The organism is Ferroacidibacillus organovorans (assembly GCF_001642725.1).
Taxonomy (GTDB): Bacteria; Bacillota; Bacilli; order Alicyclobacillales; family SLC66; genus Ferroacidibacillus; species Ferroacidibacillus organovorans.
In genome coordinates this window covers 119,397-136,991 of record NZ_LSUQ01000001.1, presented here as the reverse complement: position 1 = coordinate 136,991, position 17,595 = coordinate 119,397, and the positions used below count along the sequence as shown (strand labels likewise).

Below are 17,595 nucleotides of genomic sequence, written 5' to 3'. Positions count from 1 at the left end.
TTCTTCGTGTCAGCCTCGCGGCGACAAGGAGTAATATATCACCCCTCGCGCATCATGTCAAACCTTTTATTAAAAAATCGAGTTTGTAAATTAAGGCGCTTTTACCGACTTTTTCTGGGTATGCATATTTCGCTCAATCCTAGGGAAAGGTTAGTGTCGGCATCTCAAATCCTCCGAAGGGGTGATGTTTGTTCATGGTTTCCATACGTGCCGTGGCATTGAGAACACTACTCTCGATTGCCACGGTATTATCTGTACCCGAGGTTACGCATGCGTATCCCACCGTTCACAGTTCAGTGCGCGATCAAGCGGCGGCGCATCGCTCCACTTTACAAAAGAGCGTCACACGAACGCAATACATGAACGCGCACAACGTAGCGGCGGTCCATCCTCACTCTACAGATCGGTCTAGACGTAGACATAAACGTGAACAAACGACTGCTCCATCCGTCGCCACCATGGTCTCACTCGCCCCTGTGATGGACGTCGTGGCGAAGGCGGGTTCCATTTCTGTAAAGAGTACGTATGACTGTCAATTAACCGCATACGGCCCTGGTTTTGAATCAACAGGCAAACACCCAGGTGATCCAGGCTACGGAATCACCGCCACTGGCAAACGCGCTAAACCTCGTCACACCATCGCCGTAGACCCACGCTTGATTCCACTCGGCTCGCTCGTCTATATCGACGGCGTGGGGTATCGCGTAGCGGAGGATGTGGGTGGCGCTATTAAAGGAAAACATATCGACGTCTTTTTTTCGAGCGATGAAGACGCTCGAATCTTCGGCGTAAAACATCATGTCAAAGTCTATGTTTTCGAGACGGCGCATAGCGACGACATGGCGCCTTAAGCGCCAAACAGTTTGTTTCAATCAAATGCGAACCTACCGTCAATCGATTTCTTGTGAATTAGATTGAACATAGTCGTTCATCGCAAGCGCAGCCTGCACGATTTGCGGGACGATGCGTTCAATCGACTCAATCTCTTGATCGATTTTTGAAAAAGAATCAATCAGTTGGCGGCGTTTCTCCATCATTTCCCCAAGAACGAGAACGGTCTCACGAGGAATGACCGATTCATCTCCGAGAATCTCGATAATATCTCGGTAACTCGCTGGATCTCGCATGACCAGGGCATCGATCAACTGATTGCCCGAATCCGCAAACGCCTCGATCATTCCGTGAATGCAGCGCACACTCGCGTAGTCGAACAATCTGCGCATGACCTCGTCAGAAGTCGATTTCCGTGCTGCCTGAGACCGTTCCAAATCCCTTGCGTACTGACAGATCAATTGGCTCAACGCCGCGAGCCGTTTCTTGACCTCTCCAGTAATAAACACACACATTCCTCCAATATTTTTTTGCAAATCCATAGGCAATTCCCTTTTCATCTACCCTCTCTGGAGTATAATGAGAGGGTAAGAAAATGGATTGGTGGATTGATCCACCTTTCTGTAGGGAACGCCAGGAGGGGATGACGTGGACACAGCATTGATTCGGAAAAACGGCATCCCGCTCTATGTCCAAGTCAAGAATAACATTTTATCGGATGTTCAATCTGGCGTCCGCAAACCAGGCGAACAACTGCCAACCGAACGCGAGTTGTCAGAACGCCTCGGAGTAAGTCGCAATACGGTCAGCCAGGCATACCAAGACCTGGAGGCTGACGGAATCCTCGTATCGATTCAAGGGCGCGGTACTTTTATTTGCGATCGCGATGACAAAGTGCGTTTTGAAAATCGACGCGATTTGTTGTCGAAAGTCATTGACGTCGCATTAGAAGAGGGACTTCAACTCGGCTTTTCAATTGAGGAATTTGTCGACATCGCAACAAAGCGCGCGCAGCAAAAGGCTGCGCTTTTGCATGATGTTCAAGTCGTCTTTATTGAATGCAACCGTGAACAAGTCGAATACTTCTCACGCAAACTCGAGTTTGGCGGTATTCACATCACGCCACTCTTGTTGGAAGAGTTGAAAGATGCATCTCAAAAAGAGCGCTCGATTCTCGAACGCGCCCGACTTGTGATCACGACATTTTTCCATCTTGACGAAGTGCAACAACTCATCGGATCCTCTCAGCAAGTTATCGCTGTGTCACTTGACCCTGAGCTTGAGACGATCGTAAAAGTTGCACGCATTCCTCAGGAAAAGCGCGTCGGCCTTATCTGTAAAAGCGAAAATTTCGCGGGTAAGGTGCTCAACGCGCTCCGTCAGGCTCGTCTAGAAGAGTTGCACGTCAGCGTTCATACGGATGCGGATGCAGAACGGGTAAGGGCGTTTGTCGGTTCACAGGATGCCTTGATCGTATCGCCTGGACGACGGCGTGAGATTGAGGCCTATTGCAAACGCAAACAGCACGTCATTGAGTTTGTGTTTCAACCTGATGTCGCATCCGTCAATCTGCTGCGCGCAGCGCTCGCTGACACGTTTCGACATTGATACGCGCGCTACACGGGCGCGAAAGGAGTGCATGACGCACATGTTGCAAGAACTATCGTGGAAAGTTGGCGGTCAGCAAGGTGAAGGGATCGATTCCACAGGCAAAACGTTTGCCACCTCGCTCAATCGCATGGGGTACTATATTTACTCTTACAGACATTTTTCTTCCCGAATTAAAGGTGGCCATACGAACGACAAGGTCCGCGTAAGCACCAAACAGAAGCATTCAAGTGCCGACCAACTCGATATCCTCGTCGCGTTCGACCAGGAAACCATTGACCTGAACGCACATGAGCTTCGCATAGGCGGCGTTGTGATTGGTGACGCAAAATTCAATCCCGTTCTCCCAGAAAATACGGCGAGCGATGTCTTGCTATTTGCCATCCCCTTTACGAAAATCGCCGAACAAAACGGTGCTGCCATTATGAAAAATATGGTGGCTCTCGGTGCAACCGCGTTTGTGATGGGGCTCTCGCCTGATTTTTGCACACCCGTTCTTCAAAGCCTTTTTGGACGCAAAAGCCAGAAAATTGTTGAGCAAAACCAAGCGGCTGTCATGGCCGGTTACGACGCAATGAAGGCTCAGAATGTAGCTTTTCCTGACTTTGCGCTCGCGTCACCAACCCCGGACGAACACCTGCTCATGATTGGAAATGACGCAATCGCATTCGGAGCACTTGCAGCCGGCGTACGCGTCATGCCCGCATACCCGATCACTCCGGCTTCTGACGTGATGGAATATCTGATTAAAAAGCTTCCTAAAGTCGGCGGTGTCGTTGTTCAAACAGAAGACGAAATCGCGGCACTCAATATGACGATCGGGGCCTCCTATGCGGGCGCACGAACGCTTACAGCGACGTCAGGGCCAGGTTTTTCGCTCATGATGGAGGCATTGGGTCTCGCCGGAATGACCGAACAGCCTGTCGTCATCGTTGACACGCAGCGCGGCGGACCTAGCACCGGACTTCCTACAAAACACGAGCAAAGCGATATGTATCAAGCCATGTTTGGGACGCACGGTGAAATTCAGAAGGTTGTGCTGACCCCAGCGACGGCTGAAGAATGTTTTTATGCGGCTGTTGAAGCGTTCAATTACGCAGAGGTTTATCAGTGCCCTGTCATCATCATGACAGACCTGGCACTTTCGCTCGCCAGTCAATCAGTAGAAAAATTCGCGCACGATCAAGTAAAGATCGATCGCGGTTTGCTCGCAACGCAAGAGCAATTGGCACAGATGGAGCCAGGCCAACTTTTCAAGCGCTTTGAGCGAACAAAAAACGGTGTGTCTCCCCGTGTATTCCCTGGTCAAAAAGGCGGCATTCATCACGTCACGGGCGTTGAGCACAACGAGGTAGGGCGCCCTGATGAAGGAACATCCAACCACGTGCAAATGATGAAAAAGCGTCTGAACAAATTTGAGGGCGTTGAATTGCCTAACAGCACAACCTACGAAGGGGATCAAAACCCAGACATCCTTTTGGTTGGTGTTGGATCTTCAATCGGGCCGATCAGCGAGGCTGCTACGCGACTGCGCGAACAGGGCGCGCGCGTCGGTCACGCTCATGTTCACGTCATCTCTCCATTTCCAGTAGCTTCTCTTCAAGCGTACATGGATGGCGTGAAACAAGTCATCGTTTTTGAGTCAAACGCGACAGGCCAACTCTATCATCTCATGCGTTTCTTTGGATTGAATCACAGCGAATTTTCAAGCCATCTGAAGTTTGACGGCACACCCTTTTTGCCTAAAGAAATTGAGGCTCACGTGAAAGGATCGATGATTGCATGGCAACGGTAAAAGAGTTTCGTAACAATGTACGTCCTAACTGGTGCCCAGGTTGTGGCGACTTTGCCGTTCAGGCCTCCATGCAGCGTGCTCTCGGAAACTTAAACCTTGAGCCTGAAAATGTTGCGCTCATTTCAGGGATCGGATGTTCTGGACGAATTTGCGGTTATTTGAATGTGTATGGATTTCACGGTGTGCATGGACGCTCTCTCCCCATCGCGCAGGGTGTAAAGCTTGCCAATCGCAACCTGACTGTACTCGCATCTGGCGGAGACGGCGACGGATTCGGCATTGGACTCGGACATTTTATGCACGCCGTACGACGCAACATGGACATCACGTATGTCGTAATGGACAATCAAATCTACGGTCTAACAAAAGGACAGCACTCCCCCACATCAGCATTTGGATTCAAGGCGAAAACCACACCCGCGGGAAATATCGAGAATGCGATCAGTCCTTTACAGATTGCATTGTCTGCAGGCATCACATATCTAGCCCAAGGATTCTCATCAGATGTCAATCAACTGACAGAATTGATTCAGGGTGGAATTGAGCATAAAGGGTTCAGCTTAATCAACGTGTTCAGCCCTTGTGTCACCTATAACAAAGTAAACACGTACGAGTGGTTCAAGGAACACACGGTTTCACTTGATCAATTTCCCGATTACAATCCAACCGATCGCGCGTCGGCAATCGCTAAAGTCATGGAAACGGATGGATTGTGCACAGGGCTTATTTTCAAGGATGAGAAAAAGCCGGTCTTTGAAGATCTCGTACAAAATTATCCGCAAGAAGCCTATCTCAACTCAAACCTCGAGATGGATCAGAGTATGTTTGATGAGCTGATGAGGGAGTTTGCTTAACCCTTTGAGGGCATAAAAAGAGGCCGACTCTTCGTTAGGAGTCGGCCTCTTTTTTGTTTCAATCAGGTTAACGGTTTGATAAAACTCGCGATAATTTTTTGTGCCACAGCCTGTTCATTCGAAGGCAGATACACATCGAGACGTATCGAGCCTCCGTTGCTAAGATTTGCGACAATACCTCGATCTTCATAGGGAAGATTAGGGTTTGGAATCGCGTATTCGATCACCTGTTGAGGAATCACATAATGCGCATTGGCGCCTTGAGAAATTTGACTCATAAATCCTGCCAGATCGCGCGCAGAAGACTGAACAACCTCGACAAGATGTTCTGCAGGTTGCGCCGAGTTAATGAGACGATAAATGTTCCCGCCCTCACCTAGCGAATCAGTATGAAGCACCCAGTTGGCAGGTACATAAATATCTGAAATCTGACTCGAAACCGGAACAAATGGATTCGAACTCCCTGCACCGACCTGCATGGTCGTAAGCGTCGTTCCACTCGTAGAACTGCCCGCCACCGTACCTGTGCCAACTGAACTGCCAGAAGTTCCAGGCACCGTACTCCCGGAAGGTTGACCGCTCGCAATCGTGCCTGTTGTTGTCGTGGTACCCGTCGTCACGGAGGTACCCGAAGTCGTTCCAGACGTAGTCGTCGTTGAACTCGGCGAAGTAGACCCGGTCGTTGGGGCGCCTCCCTGTGCCAATGTCGTCCCTGTCGACGGTGTGGTAGAATGAGACGTACTTGGAGGCAGCGGTTGTGACGATGGGATCCCACCTGCAGAATTTTGGCTTCCACACCCTGTCAGCGTGACAACCGTCGCTCCAATGACGAACCACGGGGTTAGATTTTTCCATGATGCCATGACGTTTTCACACCTTTATGACTGACTCATCCATCAAAGGGGATTATAGCGTGCAATCGACTTCAAGATCAATTTATTCTTTAGCAACCGCTTTGTCACTCGGCGCGATGGTATTCTTTTCTCTCATCGTCGCTGAGACCATCTTTGCCAGCCTTACGCTCCAGTCAGCGGGAACCGTTCTCGCACATTTGTTTCCATCGTTTTATCGCTTCACAGGAATCTCTTCGCTGATTGCGAGCGTATGCACTGGGTTCATACCTTGGCCATCGCATCGCTACATCTCGCGGCGAATCTTTATCAGCAGCGCGTGGCTATCTACACTTTTTTTGGCGTTTAGCGACATGGTTCTTCTCCCGGCGATGAACGCGGCAAGATTGAGAATACCTAACTTCGCAGGCCCTATGACTCCCGTGTTGAAACAATTTTTCTTCTACCATGGAATCTCAATGGGGCTCATCGTCTTTACTATGATCCTAACACTTTTAGGATTGCTTTTGTTCACGATACGCGGAATTGAGACGCGTTTTCTTTAATTTGGAGAGAAACGGAGGAAAATGTATGGAATCCTGGAAAACAATCGAACTGCAAAACGACGCATTCTTGTTAAAGAAAGAGATGTTTGTGTATCGGATTCAGAACAAAGAGTACCAAATCGAAGCGTTTGAGCAACAAAGTGGTGTCTGCTATGCAATCGGCACACCCACCTATGAGGAGCGAATGGTCATCTATGGAAGTTCGGAAGTTGCCAATCAAACGCTGGCAATCTCTCAAGTGATCAAAAAAATCAATCGTGATGTGTTAAACGAAACGATCTTCTCGATTGGAGAAGATCGTGAGGATTCCTAGTTTACAGCGGGCGATTGTCATTGTAGTCGTAAAGGAATCCATCCTTTACGACTTCTGAGACATGTGTCATTTGATCAAGAAGATGCTGAAACTGGCGGCGCTCTTCGTCTGTTTCACCTTTTAAAACGGCGACGGACAGCGCCTTTTTTATGGTTCGCAAATCGCTTGGCACAAACTGCATGGGACGCCCTCCTCAGTGTACTAGGCGTGACTGATCGCCGCTACAATACTCCCTAAAAGAATGCCTAAAATACAGCCCATCAATACTTCAATGGGCTGATGACCCAACATTTCCTTCAAGCGCTGCTGATACAACTCTGTCCGCCTGTCTGCAAACCTGCGATCAATAAGCTCACCAATATCCGCTTTTAATTTATTCAATGCAATAGCTTGCTCACCTGCGTGACGACGAATTCCAGCAGCGTCATACATGACAATAATGGCAAAAACCACACTCGCTGCAAAAAGGGATGACTTTGTCCCATCGTGAAATCCGATGACTGTCGCAAGGGAAGAGACGGCTGCAGAGTGAGAGCTCGGCATGCCACCCGTCGAGGTCATTTGGCTAAAATCCCATTTGCGGGTCGTTACGTATGCGATGGGTACTTTTACGACCTGTGCCACCACCGTGGCAGCCAACGAAGCCATAAGTGCCGGATTTTTCATCAAGCCAAGGACGGACATCCAAAACGTCACATTCCATTCTCCTTTGTATAAACCGATCATTCATATCTTATTGCCAAACTGACAAATGCTTAAGATGGAAACTGCAACTGAAAATCGTCGGCCATTTCACTTACTGACATCGACACATGCACGGTCGGATGTCCTAGTCCTTTTGGATAGCAATAGATGATCGTCAGCTCACCGCGCACATCCCCCACCATCAAACCTAGCTCACGCGCCGCATCAGCAGGTACGCGATCAGCGATACAGCGTTTCAAGAGCACCGCATCAATCGTCTCTCCCTTTGCCAAGGGTGGTTCTAGCGCACGCATCGTTGATAGTGTCACTTCATCCACATATCTCTTCCACCAGAGGCGTTTAGGGCGAATTTTTTCTCTCATGAGATAATCCGCGCGCATCAGCGCATACGCAGTTGCATTCACAACGTTTTCTTCTCGCAAAAATTCTTCGAGACGAATATATAAATCGTGCATTTGATGGCCAATTCGCTCATACCCTCGAAGACTCCAAAAATCACCAAAGCGCTGATAAAAGTCAAACGGTGTCGCAAAACACTTGTTTGATAGGTACGGAATGGAGCGTGGAAATCGACCTGAATTGTAATACTTTTCAAGAATATCCTCTAACCGCTTCAAACGCACGACGTCTCCATACGGCATGACAGCATTAGCCAACATCTCATACGGTGCAGTATCCATATATACATATCCGTATTGATTCGCACGATTTCGCAATCCCGTTCCACGCAGAAGTTTTAAAAAACCCAGTTGTAACTCATCAGGGCGCAGCGCGTACACCTCATTAAAGGTTTGAGCAAAGCGATTGTAGTCTTCTTCTGGCAAACCGGCAATCAGATCCAGATGTTGAAGAATCACACCGGAATCGCGAATTCGAGATACCGTTTCCGATAACTTCACAAAATCTTGGCGACGCTTGATGATTGCATTGGTCTCATCACTCGTAGATTGCACTCCAATTTCAAATCTAAACTTTCCTGGTGGCGCGTGATCAATAAGCCAAGACACCACTTCTGATTTTAGTATATCTCCCGTAATTTCAAAGTGAAACGTCGTCTCTCCCGAAAGAGACAAGACGTGAGAAAAAATCTCTAATGCATAATCCTTGCGAAGATTAAACGTACGATCGACAAACTTAATCTGGCGCACCCCGTATTCCACCAAGCGTGTAAGATCATCTTTGACACGCTCAAGCGAGAAGTAGCGCACGCCCGATTCAATTGAAGAAAGGCAAAACTGACACGAAAACGGACAACCGCGACTCGCTTCAAAATATACGATTCGTTGATCAAGCTCGTGCAGGCTATCCTTGGCATATGGGGTGGGAAGATCATCGAGTGATGTCACCTTCCGGGCGGCACCTGTATCGACGATGCCATCTTTTGTCCGAAAAACAATACCCTCAATCGCCGAAAATGAACTTTCACACGCTAACGACTGCAGGAGCCTCTGGAGAGTCACCTCTCCCTCTCCGCGGACAATCACGTCGATCCCTTTGTGAAGTTCCATAAACTCCACGGAATCATAGGACACTTCTGGACCTCCCAAAACGATTTTCGTTTCAGGGAGCACTTTTTTCACCAAAGGAATCAGACGCAACGTCTCCGTGATATTCCATATATAGCAACTGATTCCCAGAAGGTCTGGTTTGACTGCATAGATCTTTGCCAAAACATGTTCAACAGGGTCGTGGATCGTGAACTCGCGCATGACAACATCGCACTGTTGTTCAATCGCCGCACGCAAGTAGCGAAGCGCGAGTGACGAGTGAACATACTTTGCATTGAGTGTCGTGAGCATGACGCGCTGCATTTTCACCCATCCTGTCTTTAAGAATTGCACCTCAATGGAAAACTGATCATACCGTATCAAAAAGGAGGCAATAACGCGTGGTCACAATTTCCCCAATTACGCTCAGCGGAACGACGTTTATCGCCGTCACAGTTGATTTGCCTAAGACGCGACTCGTAACCATTCAAAATGAAGTAGGATACATCATGTGCGGCGCGCTTGATGTCGAGCTGCTAAACACAAAGTTAAACGACCGAAAAATTCTTGCGGGACGCGCAGTCGGAGTTCGCACCGTCGAAGACCTACTCTCTGCCCCTCTGGAAGCCGTAACCGATCACGCTCGCACCATCGGCGTTACACCCGGAATGAAAGGAGAAGATGCGCTGCTCACCTTTGCAGCGCATCACGCTAAGACTCGTTGCGACACCCAAAGCACTTCTTCACGGGCTACGTGAAACAATCGCTATAGCAATTCTAACGCGTACGCAGGTCATCAAATTGAATGGCTCGCGTGTGAGCAGTGTGTTTCCACACGCGATTGCGTCGCGTAAACAGTGCAAATGCAGTAACCGGAAACCAAGTTAGCATAAAAAACGGAAAGAGTGGCAGGCCAATAAACGCACGCCACTCGACGCGCTCAAGTAACATCGCAAGCGGCATTTGAATTAGAATAAACAGGTTGATCACAGCCCAAAACCACGTCGGTAATAGTTCCGTAAAACCTGCCACCATGGCTGGATTTGAGTTTTGAAAAAGAAACATGAACGCGGTCAAAAAGAGAATCAAGAAACGCATCGGTTGAAAAAGATAAATCGCCGCGTCAAGCTTCGCCAAATTTCTCTCTTTGATACTCGCGAGAAGCAGCGTCCCCATGTATTGCTGCGCACAGTTAAAATGGCCTTGCATCCAACGCAAACGCTGACGCATGGAGGCGACCAGCAGAATTGGTTTTTCATCGTACACTTTTGCCTCGTGCGCCCACACGGGGTAGATACCTTCGACCACACATTTTGCGCCAAATTCAACGTCCTCCGTCAAACCGGTCGCTTCCCACCCAAGACGATTGATAAGTGGCATATCAATGCAAAGTCCCGTTCCCCCGAGCGCACACGACAATCCAAGATTTCTTCGAGAGAGCTGCCACATGCGATTGGTATACCAATAGGATATCGCCATAGATACACTGACCCAAGAATCCAACGGATTTTTAATATCGAGATACCCTTGAATCACCTTGTGTCCATCAAGGAGTCGATCGTTCATCACGCGCAAGAAATTGGTTCCGACCAAATTGTCAGCGTCAAACATCACGACTGCGTCGTATGAAACCTTGCGTTCCTTTACACGCTCCAACATCCAACGAATCGCATACCCTTTTCCGCGTTCCGTTTCTGACGTTCGCTCTTCTGCAATCACACCGTGTTCGCGCGCAATTTCTGCAGTTCGATCTGTGCAGTTATCAGCAATCACATAAACATCATACATAGACTGGGGATAGTCAAGACGCTTCAAATTTTCCAGCAAAGGCGCAATCACACGTTCTTCATTGTGCGCCGCAACAAAAACTGCGAATCGCTTCGCAGGTTCATGAACGAGAGGTTTTCGTCGATACACCAATCCAAAAACAGACAATACCACTTGATACAAACCAATGAGACCCGTAATGGCTTGCAGCGCGATAAAAGCCACGGTCAATACGGCGGTCCATGAAATCAAAAGAAAGTCTCCTCTGTCAACCCATTCTCAAATAAGTTCATTGTCCGACTTACTATACCATGTATGCTTTTCGTCGGACAAGTAGACTACCATTTCGGGCTGTGCTATCATTAAAAAGTTAAACACGCATTTCCATTTCTTTGTCAAAAGAAAGGGGTAACAAACCTGCACGGCATATCGCTCGCTCTCGAACACGCTGTACGTCACTACGGGATTGCTGCCGTTTTTTTCACCATGTTACTCGAAAGTGCATGTATTCCGATCCCAAGCGAACTGATCATGACGTTTGCGGGTTATGCCGCTTTTCGCGGTGAAATGGGTCTTGCGCCCGCGATCATCGCCGGCGTGCTCGGCAATTTGATCGGTTCACTCTTGGCCTATTGGATCGGCTTGCGCGGCGGACGAGCCTTCCTCCGCTCATACGGACGCTATGTTTTGTTTTCCGAGCGTCACTTTGAATCATCCGAACGCTTTTTTGCCAAATACGGCGCAATCACCGTATTGATCAGTCGGCTTTTACCTGCTGTGCGAACCTTCATCTCGCTGCCTGCCGGAATCGCCAAGATGCGACTCAGCACGTTTATGATTTTTACAATCATCGGATGCATTCCCTGGGTTGCCATTCTCGCCTACGTCGGGTACGCGCTTGGGCAACACTGGGAAACGGTTACAACTCATTTCACACTTTTCACAGACCTTTCCGCGGCGCTACTCGTCGTTCTCTTTATCAGTTTTTTACTGCGCAATCGCAGACACAGCCGATAAAAAAACTGCCGAGAATTCACTCGGCAGCCCGCGATGATGCTTAAGCATCATCGCTTTTTTAATCACACGAACCCGGTTGCCCGGCATCCTCTTTTGTGCGAAAACTCGACCCGCACCCGCACGTCGATATCGCGTTCGGATTGTGAATCGAAAACCCTGTTCCCGACAAATCATCGAGATAGTCAATCTGAGCGCCGTCGACGAGTCGCTCATTTTCCGCATCGACAAACACACTCACTCCGTGTTGGATGATTGCGATATCGTTCGGTTTGCGTTCATCCAGTGCCAGTCCATAACTAAACCCCGAGCAACCACCCGGTTTGATCACGATGCGAAGTCCGGCATCCTCAGAATCGCTCAACATCGATTTGACTTTGTCTGCAGCTTGTTCTGTAAGTGTAACCATGAATGAATGCTCCTTTCAGCGAATACGATTACGACAAGTATACACCGAATGGAGCACCCATTGCTTCAAAATCCGTGACCTAAAAATGCGATTGCACCGCCAGTTTGGTGATTTTCTGAATTTGCAGCTGCATCACTCGAAAAATACCATCTCTTTGCGCTGCGTTCCAAGCTTTGATTTCGAGATCTGACACATCCCGCCCTATGCTTTGGCTCACGTTAACAAGTGTCGCATGTGGAACAAATGACACACAAATAACCATCACCGAAATCATTATGAACGGCCGATTTCGCGTAAAAACCCCACCTTCTCTAGGCCATCCTCATCAGCATGGCCCGAGATGTGGGGTTTTAAGCGTATTTATAGATCTGCAAGAACCTTTTCTGCGTGTCCATCCACTTTCACTTTAGGATAGACTCTCGCAATCTGACCTTCCCCATCGATCACAAATGTGGTGCGTTCAATGCCCATGTACTTTTTACCATACATGTTTTTTTCGACATACACCTCATAGGCTTTACAAATCGCTGCGTCAGGATCGGAAAGCAATGGAAATGGCAATTGGTATTTCGCGGCAAACTTTTCGTGAGACGCGATCGAATCAGTGCTCACACCGAGCACGGCAACCCCTTTTTCGACGAACAGCTCATACTGATCGCGAAAACCGGTCGCTTCCGTGGTTCAGCCTGGTGTGTCATCTTTTGGATAGAAAAAGAGAACCACGGTTTTCCCCACATACGATTCAAGCGAAACGTTCCGCTCACCAGTCGCAGCGAGTTGAAACGTAGGGGCTTGTCCAGACATGATTGGCATAACGTACCTCCCGACTGTGGAATAACAACCTCCGTTTACTCAGTCAGTATAACGGAGCGGGCACGCGCGTTTCAAACCAATCCGTCTTAGACACCCTTACTTTCGAACGATGGAGACACTGACATTCTCCAACCCAAAGTTCATGGCAGCGGTATAGGTTGGCAAGAACACATCGATTCGTTTTCCCTTGATTGCGCCGCCTGTATCCACCGCTTTTGCATAAAATCCACCAGCCGGCAGCGCCGGATCTGAGTAACCGCTGATATAAAGCGTTGAGCCAAGTGGTATGACACTCGGGTCGACCGCGACATCCCCGAACTTGAGGGGTTGTCCAAAATAGTCAACCGCACCCCACGGCCCATTCGAAGAGACGGACGGATCATAGGCGCTGGCCAAAAACGTCCCCAGTCCTTGTTTTGCGGGTGTTGGTGCAGGTGCAACATGGGACGAGACATTCGCCGCTCGAAAAACGAGCGGATGTGCAACATGCTGAACAGCGGCACTTCCTCGCGCGAAAAGCAGTGTCTGCCCCGCGTAAATCAACGAGCTGTGCAGGTGGTTCAATGCCATGATCCGCGCGACCGTCGTGCCGTAATGCTGCGCAAGATAAGAGAGTGTATCGCCAGATGACACACGATACAAAAATGGGAGCGCCACTTTTTCACCTGGAATCAAACGCGCACTCGGACCAGCGAGGTGATTGACCAAATCAAAACGAGAAACACTAAAGCCAGTGAGGTGAGCGATTGAAAGAGGCGTATCCCCCGCCTTAACAGTGTATGGTGCCGCTGGAAGCGTCGCCGCCATACTGGTTGCGTCACCACCAAAAAACATAAGAAAAGAACCAACTGTCAGCGTAGCAGCTGACAACCGTTTAAAAATTTCGTATGTCAAACGATTTCCTCCCACGCCTCCGGAGTTAGCTGACGGGTTCGGGAGAAGGTCGTCCCGCTTTGCATCAATGCAAAGTTCACCCCAACTACATGGGTCCTCCGTACACTCTCTTCAAGTGATTCGGCTATGCTATTTTTATAGTTTACGATTTTTGTCGAACGCTGTCACCAGGAAATCGCAGCCAACCCGAAATTACTCGCGAACGACACGAACCGTTTGAATCGATGGATCATCAGGTCCCTGTACAGGCAGCCCCTCAGCGAGATTTTCTTCAATATATTGCACATTATCGAGTGTGACGATCTCGCCCGGGAGTAAAATCGGTATGCCGGGTGGATAGACCATGATCATGTCGGCAATGGTTCGCCCAATCGCTTCACGCAGCGTGACAACTTCAGAATCTGCATAGAATGCGTCACGCGGCGGCATGGCAAGGCGCGGCGTCGACGGGACGACAATTTTTCGCGGGACATGGGTTCGCAGCCGCTCAATTTCAACGAGATCACGCAGCGCGTGAATGAGTTGCGCTACGCTTGACTCCGTGTCCCCGAACGAAATAATGCATAGGATGTTGTACAGATCAGACATCTCGACTTCAATGTTATAGTGATCACGCAAAATTCCTTCTACCTCATACCCAGAGATCCCGATATCCGCGACGCGAATCGTGAGTTTAAGCGGATCGAACGCAAACGTCGCGGAAGACTGTAAAATTTCGCGTCCAAAACAATAGAGCCCCTCAATCTCATTGATTCGCAGGCGGGCGTCCTCCGCAAGAGTAATCGCGTTTGCAATCCGTCCTCTCCCGTGTACCGCTAGCTGGCGACGCGCCGCGTCAAGGGATGCCAACAGCAGATAGGACGTCGACGTGGTGTGGAGCATCGATAGTATGGAGTGAACGTGGCGTGCCCGCACAAGACCTTCGCGCACATTCAATACAGAACTCTGTGTGAGTGATCCGCCCAGTTTATGAACACTCGTCGCAGAGAGGTCACAGCCCGCTTGCATCGCCGAATCGGGTAACGCTTCGTGGAAATACGTATGAACACCGTGCGCCTCATCGACGAGCACCAGTACGCCACGCGCATGGGCGACGTGAACGATCGAACGCAGATCCGTCGCGACACCAAAATAGGTGGGATTGATTACTAATACAGCTTTTGCGTTTGGGTGCGCGTCAAGCCCCGCGATCACCGTTTCCAAGCGCAAGCCATGCGCAATGCCGAGATGAAGATCGACCTCTGGCTGCAAGAAAAACGGGCGCGCGCCGGAAAGGATGATTGCCGACAAGACGGATTTATGAATGTTTCGCGGCACGAGAATTTCGTCGCCAGGTCCGACCACAGACAAAATCATGGCCATGATCGCCCCGCTCGTGCCCTGCACAGAAAAATAGGTGGCGTCTGCGCCAAACGCTTCCGCCGCGAGCGCTTGCGCCTCAGCGATGATCCCGGTCGGATGCATCAGATCATCGAGCGGGCCGATATTGATCAAGTCAATGGAGAGGGCATTTTGCCCCATAAAATCGCGAAATTCAGGATCCATCGCAAGACCAGTCTTGTGTCCTGGAATGTGAAATTGGAGCGGCTGACGCTCTGCGTGTTTGCGCAGCGCAGTAAAAAGAGGTGTATCTTGCTGATTCGACAACTGGACAATCCCATCCTGTCTGCAACGATGCGTTTACTTGTGTTCGTTCATCCCTTCGGAACGCTCTCGCTCTGCCTCACGGCGAATGCGTTCGCGATCTTTTTCCGCCTCAATTCGCATGAGCTTCATCGGCTTGTATTGCTCCTCAGTAAGCCAATTTGCCCACACCGCCTCTGACGCATTGACCCAGAGTTCTTCTCGTTGTGCCATCAGAAAAGCGCCGAGTTGCTTCATTTCTGCTTCTGTAAGCATGTCAAGCTGAATTTTTCCTTTGACTGCGCTGTCCATCTTGTTCACTTGATCAGCCAAATTTTTATAACCCAAACCTGCTTCTGAATCAACGTAAAAAATAGAAGCCGCCAATCCGTGAATCCCAAGGCCAAGAATCTCGCGATGAAGTGTCACCCAAACTAACGCAATGCGCTGAGGTTCTGGGATATCGTCCGTGTCAGTCACCCACGTAATGCCTCGCTCAACTTTGCTCTTACCGTGAATCGCGGCATTATCGATGCGAACACCGTCTCGATCAATCAATACAGCAGAGAGGTTTGAGAGCGCATCAGGCGCTTTGTGTTTATTGACACCCGTCAAGTTTAAACGTTCCACTTTTTTGTCCCACCCTTCATCCTTGCCTGCTCTCATTGTAACGATTCAACGCAATTTCTCAAAGGGTGCATGATCTTCTGCGAGTTGGGAATGGATAAGTACACAGCATTGTACCTATCTTTTCTCACATTGATCGCTGGAGGTGTTCCTGTTGGTGCATCGCGCGTGGTTTCCTCTTCGATTGCTCAGCGCATTGACGCTGATCGGCACTGTGGTGGCTCTTTTTAACGCATCTCACAACATCGCTCACGCGCAGATCTCTTTGATCGGACAATCCGGATTTCCAAGTATGATTCGCGTCGCCATTCGAGAAAACAATATGTCTGGTGAGCCCGATCCGCGCGGGCGCATCATTTATGTTTCCACAGTCAACTTCGACCAGTACTGTCGCGATGTCATTCCAAATGAATGGTTTCCATCTTGGCACCCCGCATCACTTGAGTCAGGAGCCATCGCCGTAAAGATGTTCGCTTGGTACCACCATCTTCACCCCGTGACCGTAGGCGGTTTCACCTTTGATGTCGATAACACGGTCAACTTTCAAACCTACAAAGCTTTTTCAGACCAGGATGCAACCGATCGCGCGTACTATCGCACACGCCCCCTTGCATTTGTTCAACCAAGCGGTGAAATCTTTGAATTAAACTATCGCGCTGGTTATGAAAATAGCCCCAACTGGCAATATCGCAATTCGCAAAAAATGTCACAGTGGGGGACCCAATTTTTAGCTTCCCAAGGCCGTGACTTCTTGCAAATTCTCCAATTTTATTATGTCGGACGATCTCTCGTTCAGATCCCCGGCGTCGGGAAAGGATGAGACTGGTGCGCCTGCAAGGTAAACGCTTAGCATTGCCACTCTGCACAGCCTTTGCTCTCTTTTCGCTATCCCTTGTAACGACATCAAGCGCATTGGCGGCTTCTGGGAACAGCGCGCCCGACACAAACCAATCCGTTCCCAAACCAACGCCTGCGCCGCGACATGATCCACCACGTGGATCATCGGGTTATGACCCTGTCGTTCCTGGACAAAAATATGGTGATCTTCGCGTTAAAGTCATCGACGGCCGAACCTTAAAGCCTCTCCCAGACGCAGAAGTCGTCGTTCTTGAAACAGAACAGCGATTTCGCACTGGAAAAGACGGCTTGACGCCGTGGATCAAAGCGCCTGTCTTGCGCAGCGCACGTTTTCGCTTTCTCGTGAATGAGCTTCACGGACAGCTGAATCTCATTTCTTATAAAAACGGCTATCGCGATTCCGTACACATGGGTGTGCGCATGAACGAGGGTGCAACCACGCGCACAACCATTTGGCAATATAAAATAGAACCAGGGCTTGATCGACGCGTAGAGCCCGTACTCTTTATTGAGCCCTACCACCGTCTATGGCTTATCCAACTCGCAGACCGCTTCCGTCGCCCCACACAGTTAGGGGAAGGATACGAACACCCGTGACATC

21 protein-coding genes and 1 riboswitch are annotated in these 17,595 nt (G+C 49.5%); of the genes, 10 read left to right on the top strand and 11 right to left on the bottom strand.

The genetic code is table 11. From position 1 onward, the window contains the following. The first annotated feature begins 194 nt into the window (after positions 1-194). Positions 195-851, top strand: coding sequence for a 3D domain-containing protein (locus AYW79_RS00680; protein ID WP_067560502.1), 657 nt, complete (start codon positions 195-197; stop codon positions 849-851). A 39-nt stretch (positions 852-890) separates the two neighbouring features. Here AYW79_RS00680 and AYW79_RS00675 read toward each other — a convergent pair whose 3' ends face one another. Then, complete coding sequence (locus AYW79_RS00675; RefSeq protein WP_179122969.1) at positions 891-1,340, bottom strand: HepT-like ribonuclease domain-containing protein; 450 nt, start codon at positions 1,338-1,340, stop codon at positions 891-893. A 139-nt stretch (positions 1,341-1,479) separates the two neighbouring features. On the opposite strand from AYW79_RS00675, the gene AYW79_RS00670 reads away from it, so the two are divergent. Genes AYW79_RS00670 through AYW79_RS00660 form a run of 3 tightly spaced genes read left to right on the top strand, consistent with a single transcriptional unit; the run spans position 1,480 to position 5,088 of the window. Further along, positions 1,480-2,439, top strand: coding sequence for a GntR family transcriptional regulator (locus tag AYW79_RS00670; protein ID WP_067953259.1), 960 nt, complete (start codon positions 1,480-1,482; stop codon positions 2,437-2,439). A 40-nt stretch (positions 2,440-2,479) separates the two neighbouring features. After that, complete coding sequence (locus AYW79_RS00665; protein ID WP_067560500.1) at positions 2,480-4,234, top strand: 2-oxoacid:acceptor oxidoreductase subunit alpha; 1,755 nt, start codon at positions 2,480-2,482, stop codon at positions 4,232-4,234. Continuing rightward, positions 4,222-5,088: a 2-oxoacid:ferredoxin oxidoreductase subunit beta gene (locus tag AYW79_RS00660; protein WP_067560499.1), complete on the top strand. Its 867-nt coding sequence runs from the start codon at positions 4,222-4,224 to the stop codon at positions 5,086-5,088. The genes AYW79_RS00665 and AYW79_RS00660 overlap by 13 nt, the downstream gene beginning before the upstream one ends. 62 nt (positions 5,089-5,150) lie before the next feature. Here the strand turns inward: AYW79_RS00660 and AYW79_RS00655 are convergent, their stop codons facing one another. Further along, the gene (locus AYW79_RS00655) at positions 5,151-5,951 is read right to left on the bottom strand and encodes a hypothetical protein (RefSeq protein WP_067560498.1); all 801 of its coding nucleotides are present in this window, start codon (positions 5,949-5,951) and stop codon (positions 5,151-5,153) included. Between the two features lie 50 nt (positions 5,952-6,001). Between AYW79_RS00655 and AYW79_RS00650 the strand changes: the two genes are divergently transcribed. Then, entirely contained in the window at positions 6,002-6,484 is a 483-nt protein-coding gene (locus tag AYW79_RS00650) for a DUF4149 domain-containing protein (protein ID WP_067560497.1), read from the top strand. A gap of 25 nt (positions 6,485-6,509) precedes the next feature. Continuing rightward, positions 6,510-6,797, top strand: a complete 288-nt coding sequence (locus AYW79_RS00645) for a hypothetical protein (RefSeq protein WP_067560496.1) — start codon at positions 6,510-6,512, stop codon at positions 6,795-6,797. A gap of 1 nt (position 6,798) precedes the next feature. Here the strand turns inward: AYW79_RS00645 and AYW79_RS00640 are convergent, their stop codons facing one another. From AYW79_RS00640 to AYW79_RS00630, 3 genes are all read right to left on the bottom strand, one after another. Next, entirely contained in the window at positions 6,799-6,978 is a 180-nt protein-coding gene (locus tag AYW79_RS00640; RefSeq protein WP_067560495.1) for a hypothetical protein, read from the bottom strand. 20 nt (positions 6,979-6,998) lie between these two features. Next, complete coding sequence (locus AYW79_RS00635; RefSeq protein WP_067560519.1) at positions 6,999-7,481, bottom strand: divergent PAP2 family protein; 483 nt, start codon at positions 7,479-7,481, stop codon at positions 6,999-7,001. A gap of 71 nt (positions 7,482-7,552) precedes the next feature. Then, positions 7,553-9,313 carry a B12-binding domain-containing radical SAM protein gene (locus AYW79_RS00630; protein WP_067560494.1) on the bottom strand — a complete coding sequence of 587 codons (1,761 nt, stop codon included), beginning with the start codon at positions 9,311-9,313 and terminating at the stop codon, positions 7,553-7,555. Between the two features lie 77 nt (positions 9,314-9,390). Here AYW79_RS00630 and AYW79_RS00625 point away from each other — a divergent pair, with 77 nt between their 5' ends. Beyond that, positions 9,391-9,747: a YunC family protein gene (locus AYW79_RS00625; RefSeq protein WP_067560493.1), complete on the top strand. Its 357-nt coding sequence runs from the start codon at positions 9,391-9,393 to the stop codon at positions 9,745-9,747. Positions 9,748-9,766: 19 nt separating this feature from the next. On the opposite strand, the gene AYW79_RS00620 is transcribed toward AYW79_RS00625, so the two are convergent. Then, positions 9,767-11,008, bottom strand: coding sequence for a glycosyltransferase family 2 protein (locus AYW79_RS00620; RefSeq protein WP_067560492.1), 1,242 nt, complete (start codon positions 11,006-11,008; stop codon positions 9,767-9,769). A gap of 234 nt (positions 11,009-11,242) precedes the next feature. On the opposite strand from AYW79_RS00620, the gene AYW79_RS00615 reads away from it, so the two are divergent. Next, complete coding sequence (locus AYW79_RS00615; RefSeq protein WP_079289690.1) at positions 11,243-11,773, top strand: DedA family protein; 531 nt, start codon at positions 11,243-11,245, stop codon at positions 11,771-11,773. A 58-nt stretch (positions 11,774-11,831) separates the two neighbouring features. Here AYW79_RS00615 and AYW79_RS00610 read toward each other — a convergent pair whose 3' ends face one another. From AYW79_RS00610 to AYW79_RS00585, 5 genes are all read right to left on the bottom strand, one after another. Next, positions 11,832-12,179 carry a HesB/IscA family protein gene (locus tag AYW79_RS00610; RefSeq protein WP_067560490.1) on the bottom strand — a complete coding sequence of 116 codons (348 nt, stop codon included), beginning with the start codon at positions 12,177-12,179 and terminating at the stop codon, positions 11,832-11,834. A 360-nt stretch (positions 12,180-12,539) separates the two neighbouring features. Continuing rightward, on the bottom strand, positions 12,540-12,992 hold the full coding sequence (bcp, locus tag AYW79_RS00600) for a thioredoxin-dependent thiol peroxidase (protein WP_079289691.1): 453 nt from the start codon (positions 12,990-12,992) through the stop codon (positions 12,540-12,542). A gap of 96 nt (positions 12,993-13,088) precedes the next feature. Beyond that, positions 13,089-13,886 (bottom strand): LysM peptidoglycan-binding domain-containing protein, encoded by a 798-nt coding sequence (locus AYW79_RS00595; RefSeq protein ID WP_067560488.1) that lies wholly within the window; start codon positions 13,884-13,886, stop codon positions 13,089-13,091. Then, positions 13,886-14,022: riboswitch (cyclic di-AMP (ydaO/yuaA leader) on the bottom strand. (Overlaps the previous gene by 1 nt.) Positions 14,023-14,078: 56 nt before the next feature. Continuing rightward, positions 14,079-15,533 (bottom strand): aminotransferase class I/II-fold pyridoxal phosphate-dependent enzyme, encoded by a 1,455-nt coding sequence (locus AYW79_RS00590; protein ID WP_067560487.1) that lies wholly within the window; start codon positions 15,531-15,533, stop codon positions 14,079-14,081. 33 nt (positions 15,534-15,566) lie between these two features. Further along, entirely contained in the window at positions 15,567-16,139 is a 573-nt protein-coding gene (locus AYW79_RS00585; RefSeq protein WP_067952969.1) for a YwhD family protein, read from the bottom strand. 154 nt (positions 16,140-16,293) lie between these two features. Between AYW79_RS00585 and AYW79_RS00580 the strand changes: the two genes are divergently transcribed. After that, on the top strand, positions 16,294-16,956 hold the full coding sequence (locus AYW79_RS00580) for a SpoIID/LytB domain-containing protein (RefSeq protein ID WP_231877813.1): 663 nt from the start codon (positions 16,294-16,296) through the stop codon (positions 16,954-16,956). Between the two features lie 5 nt (positions 16,957-16,961). Next, positions 16,962-17,591 carry a hypothetical protein gene (locus tag AYW79_RS00575; RefSeq protein WP_067560485.1) on the top strand — a complete coding sequence of 210 codons (630 nt, stop codon included), beginning with the start codon at positions 16,962-16,964 and terminating at the stop codon, positions 17,589-17,591. The last annotated feature ends 4 nt before the right edge of the window (positions 17,592-17,595 follow it).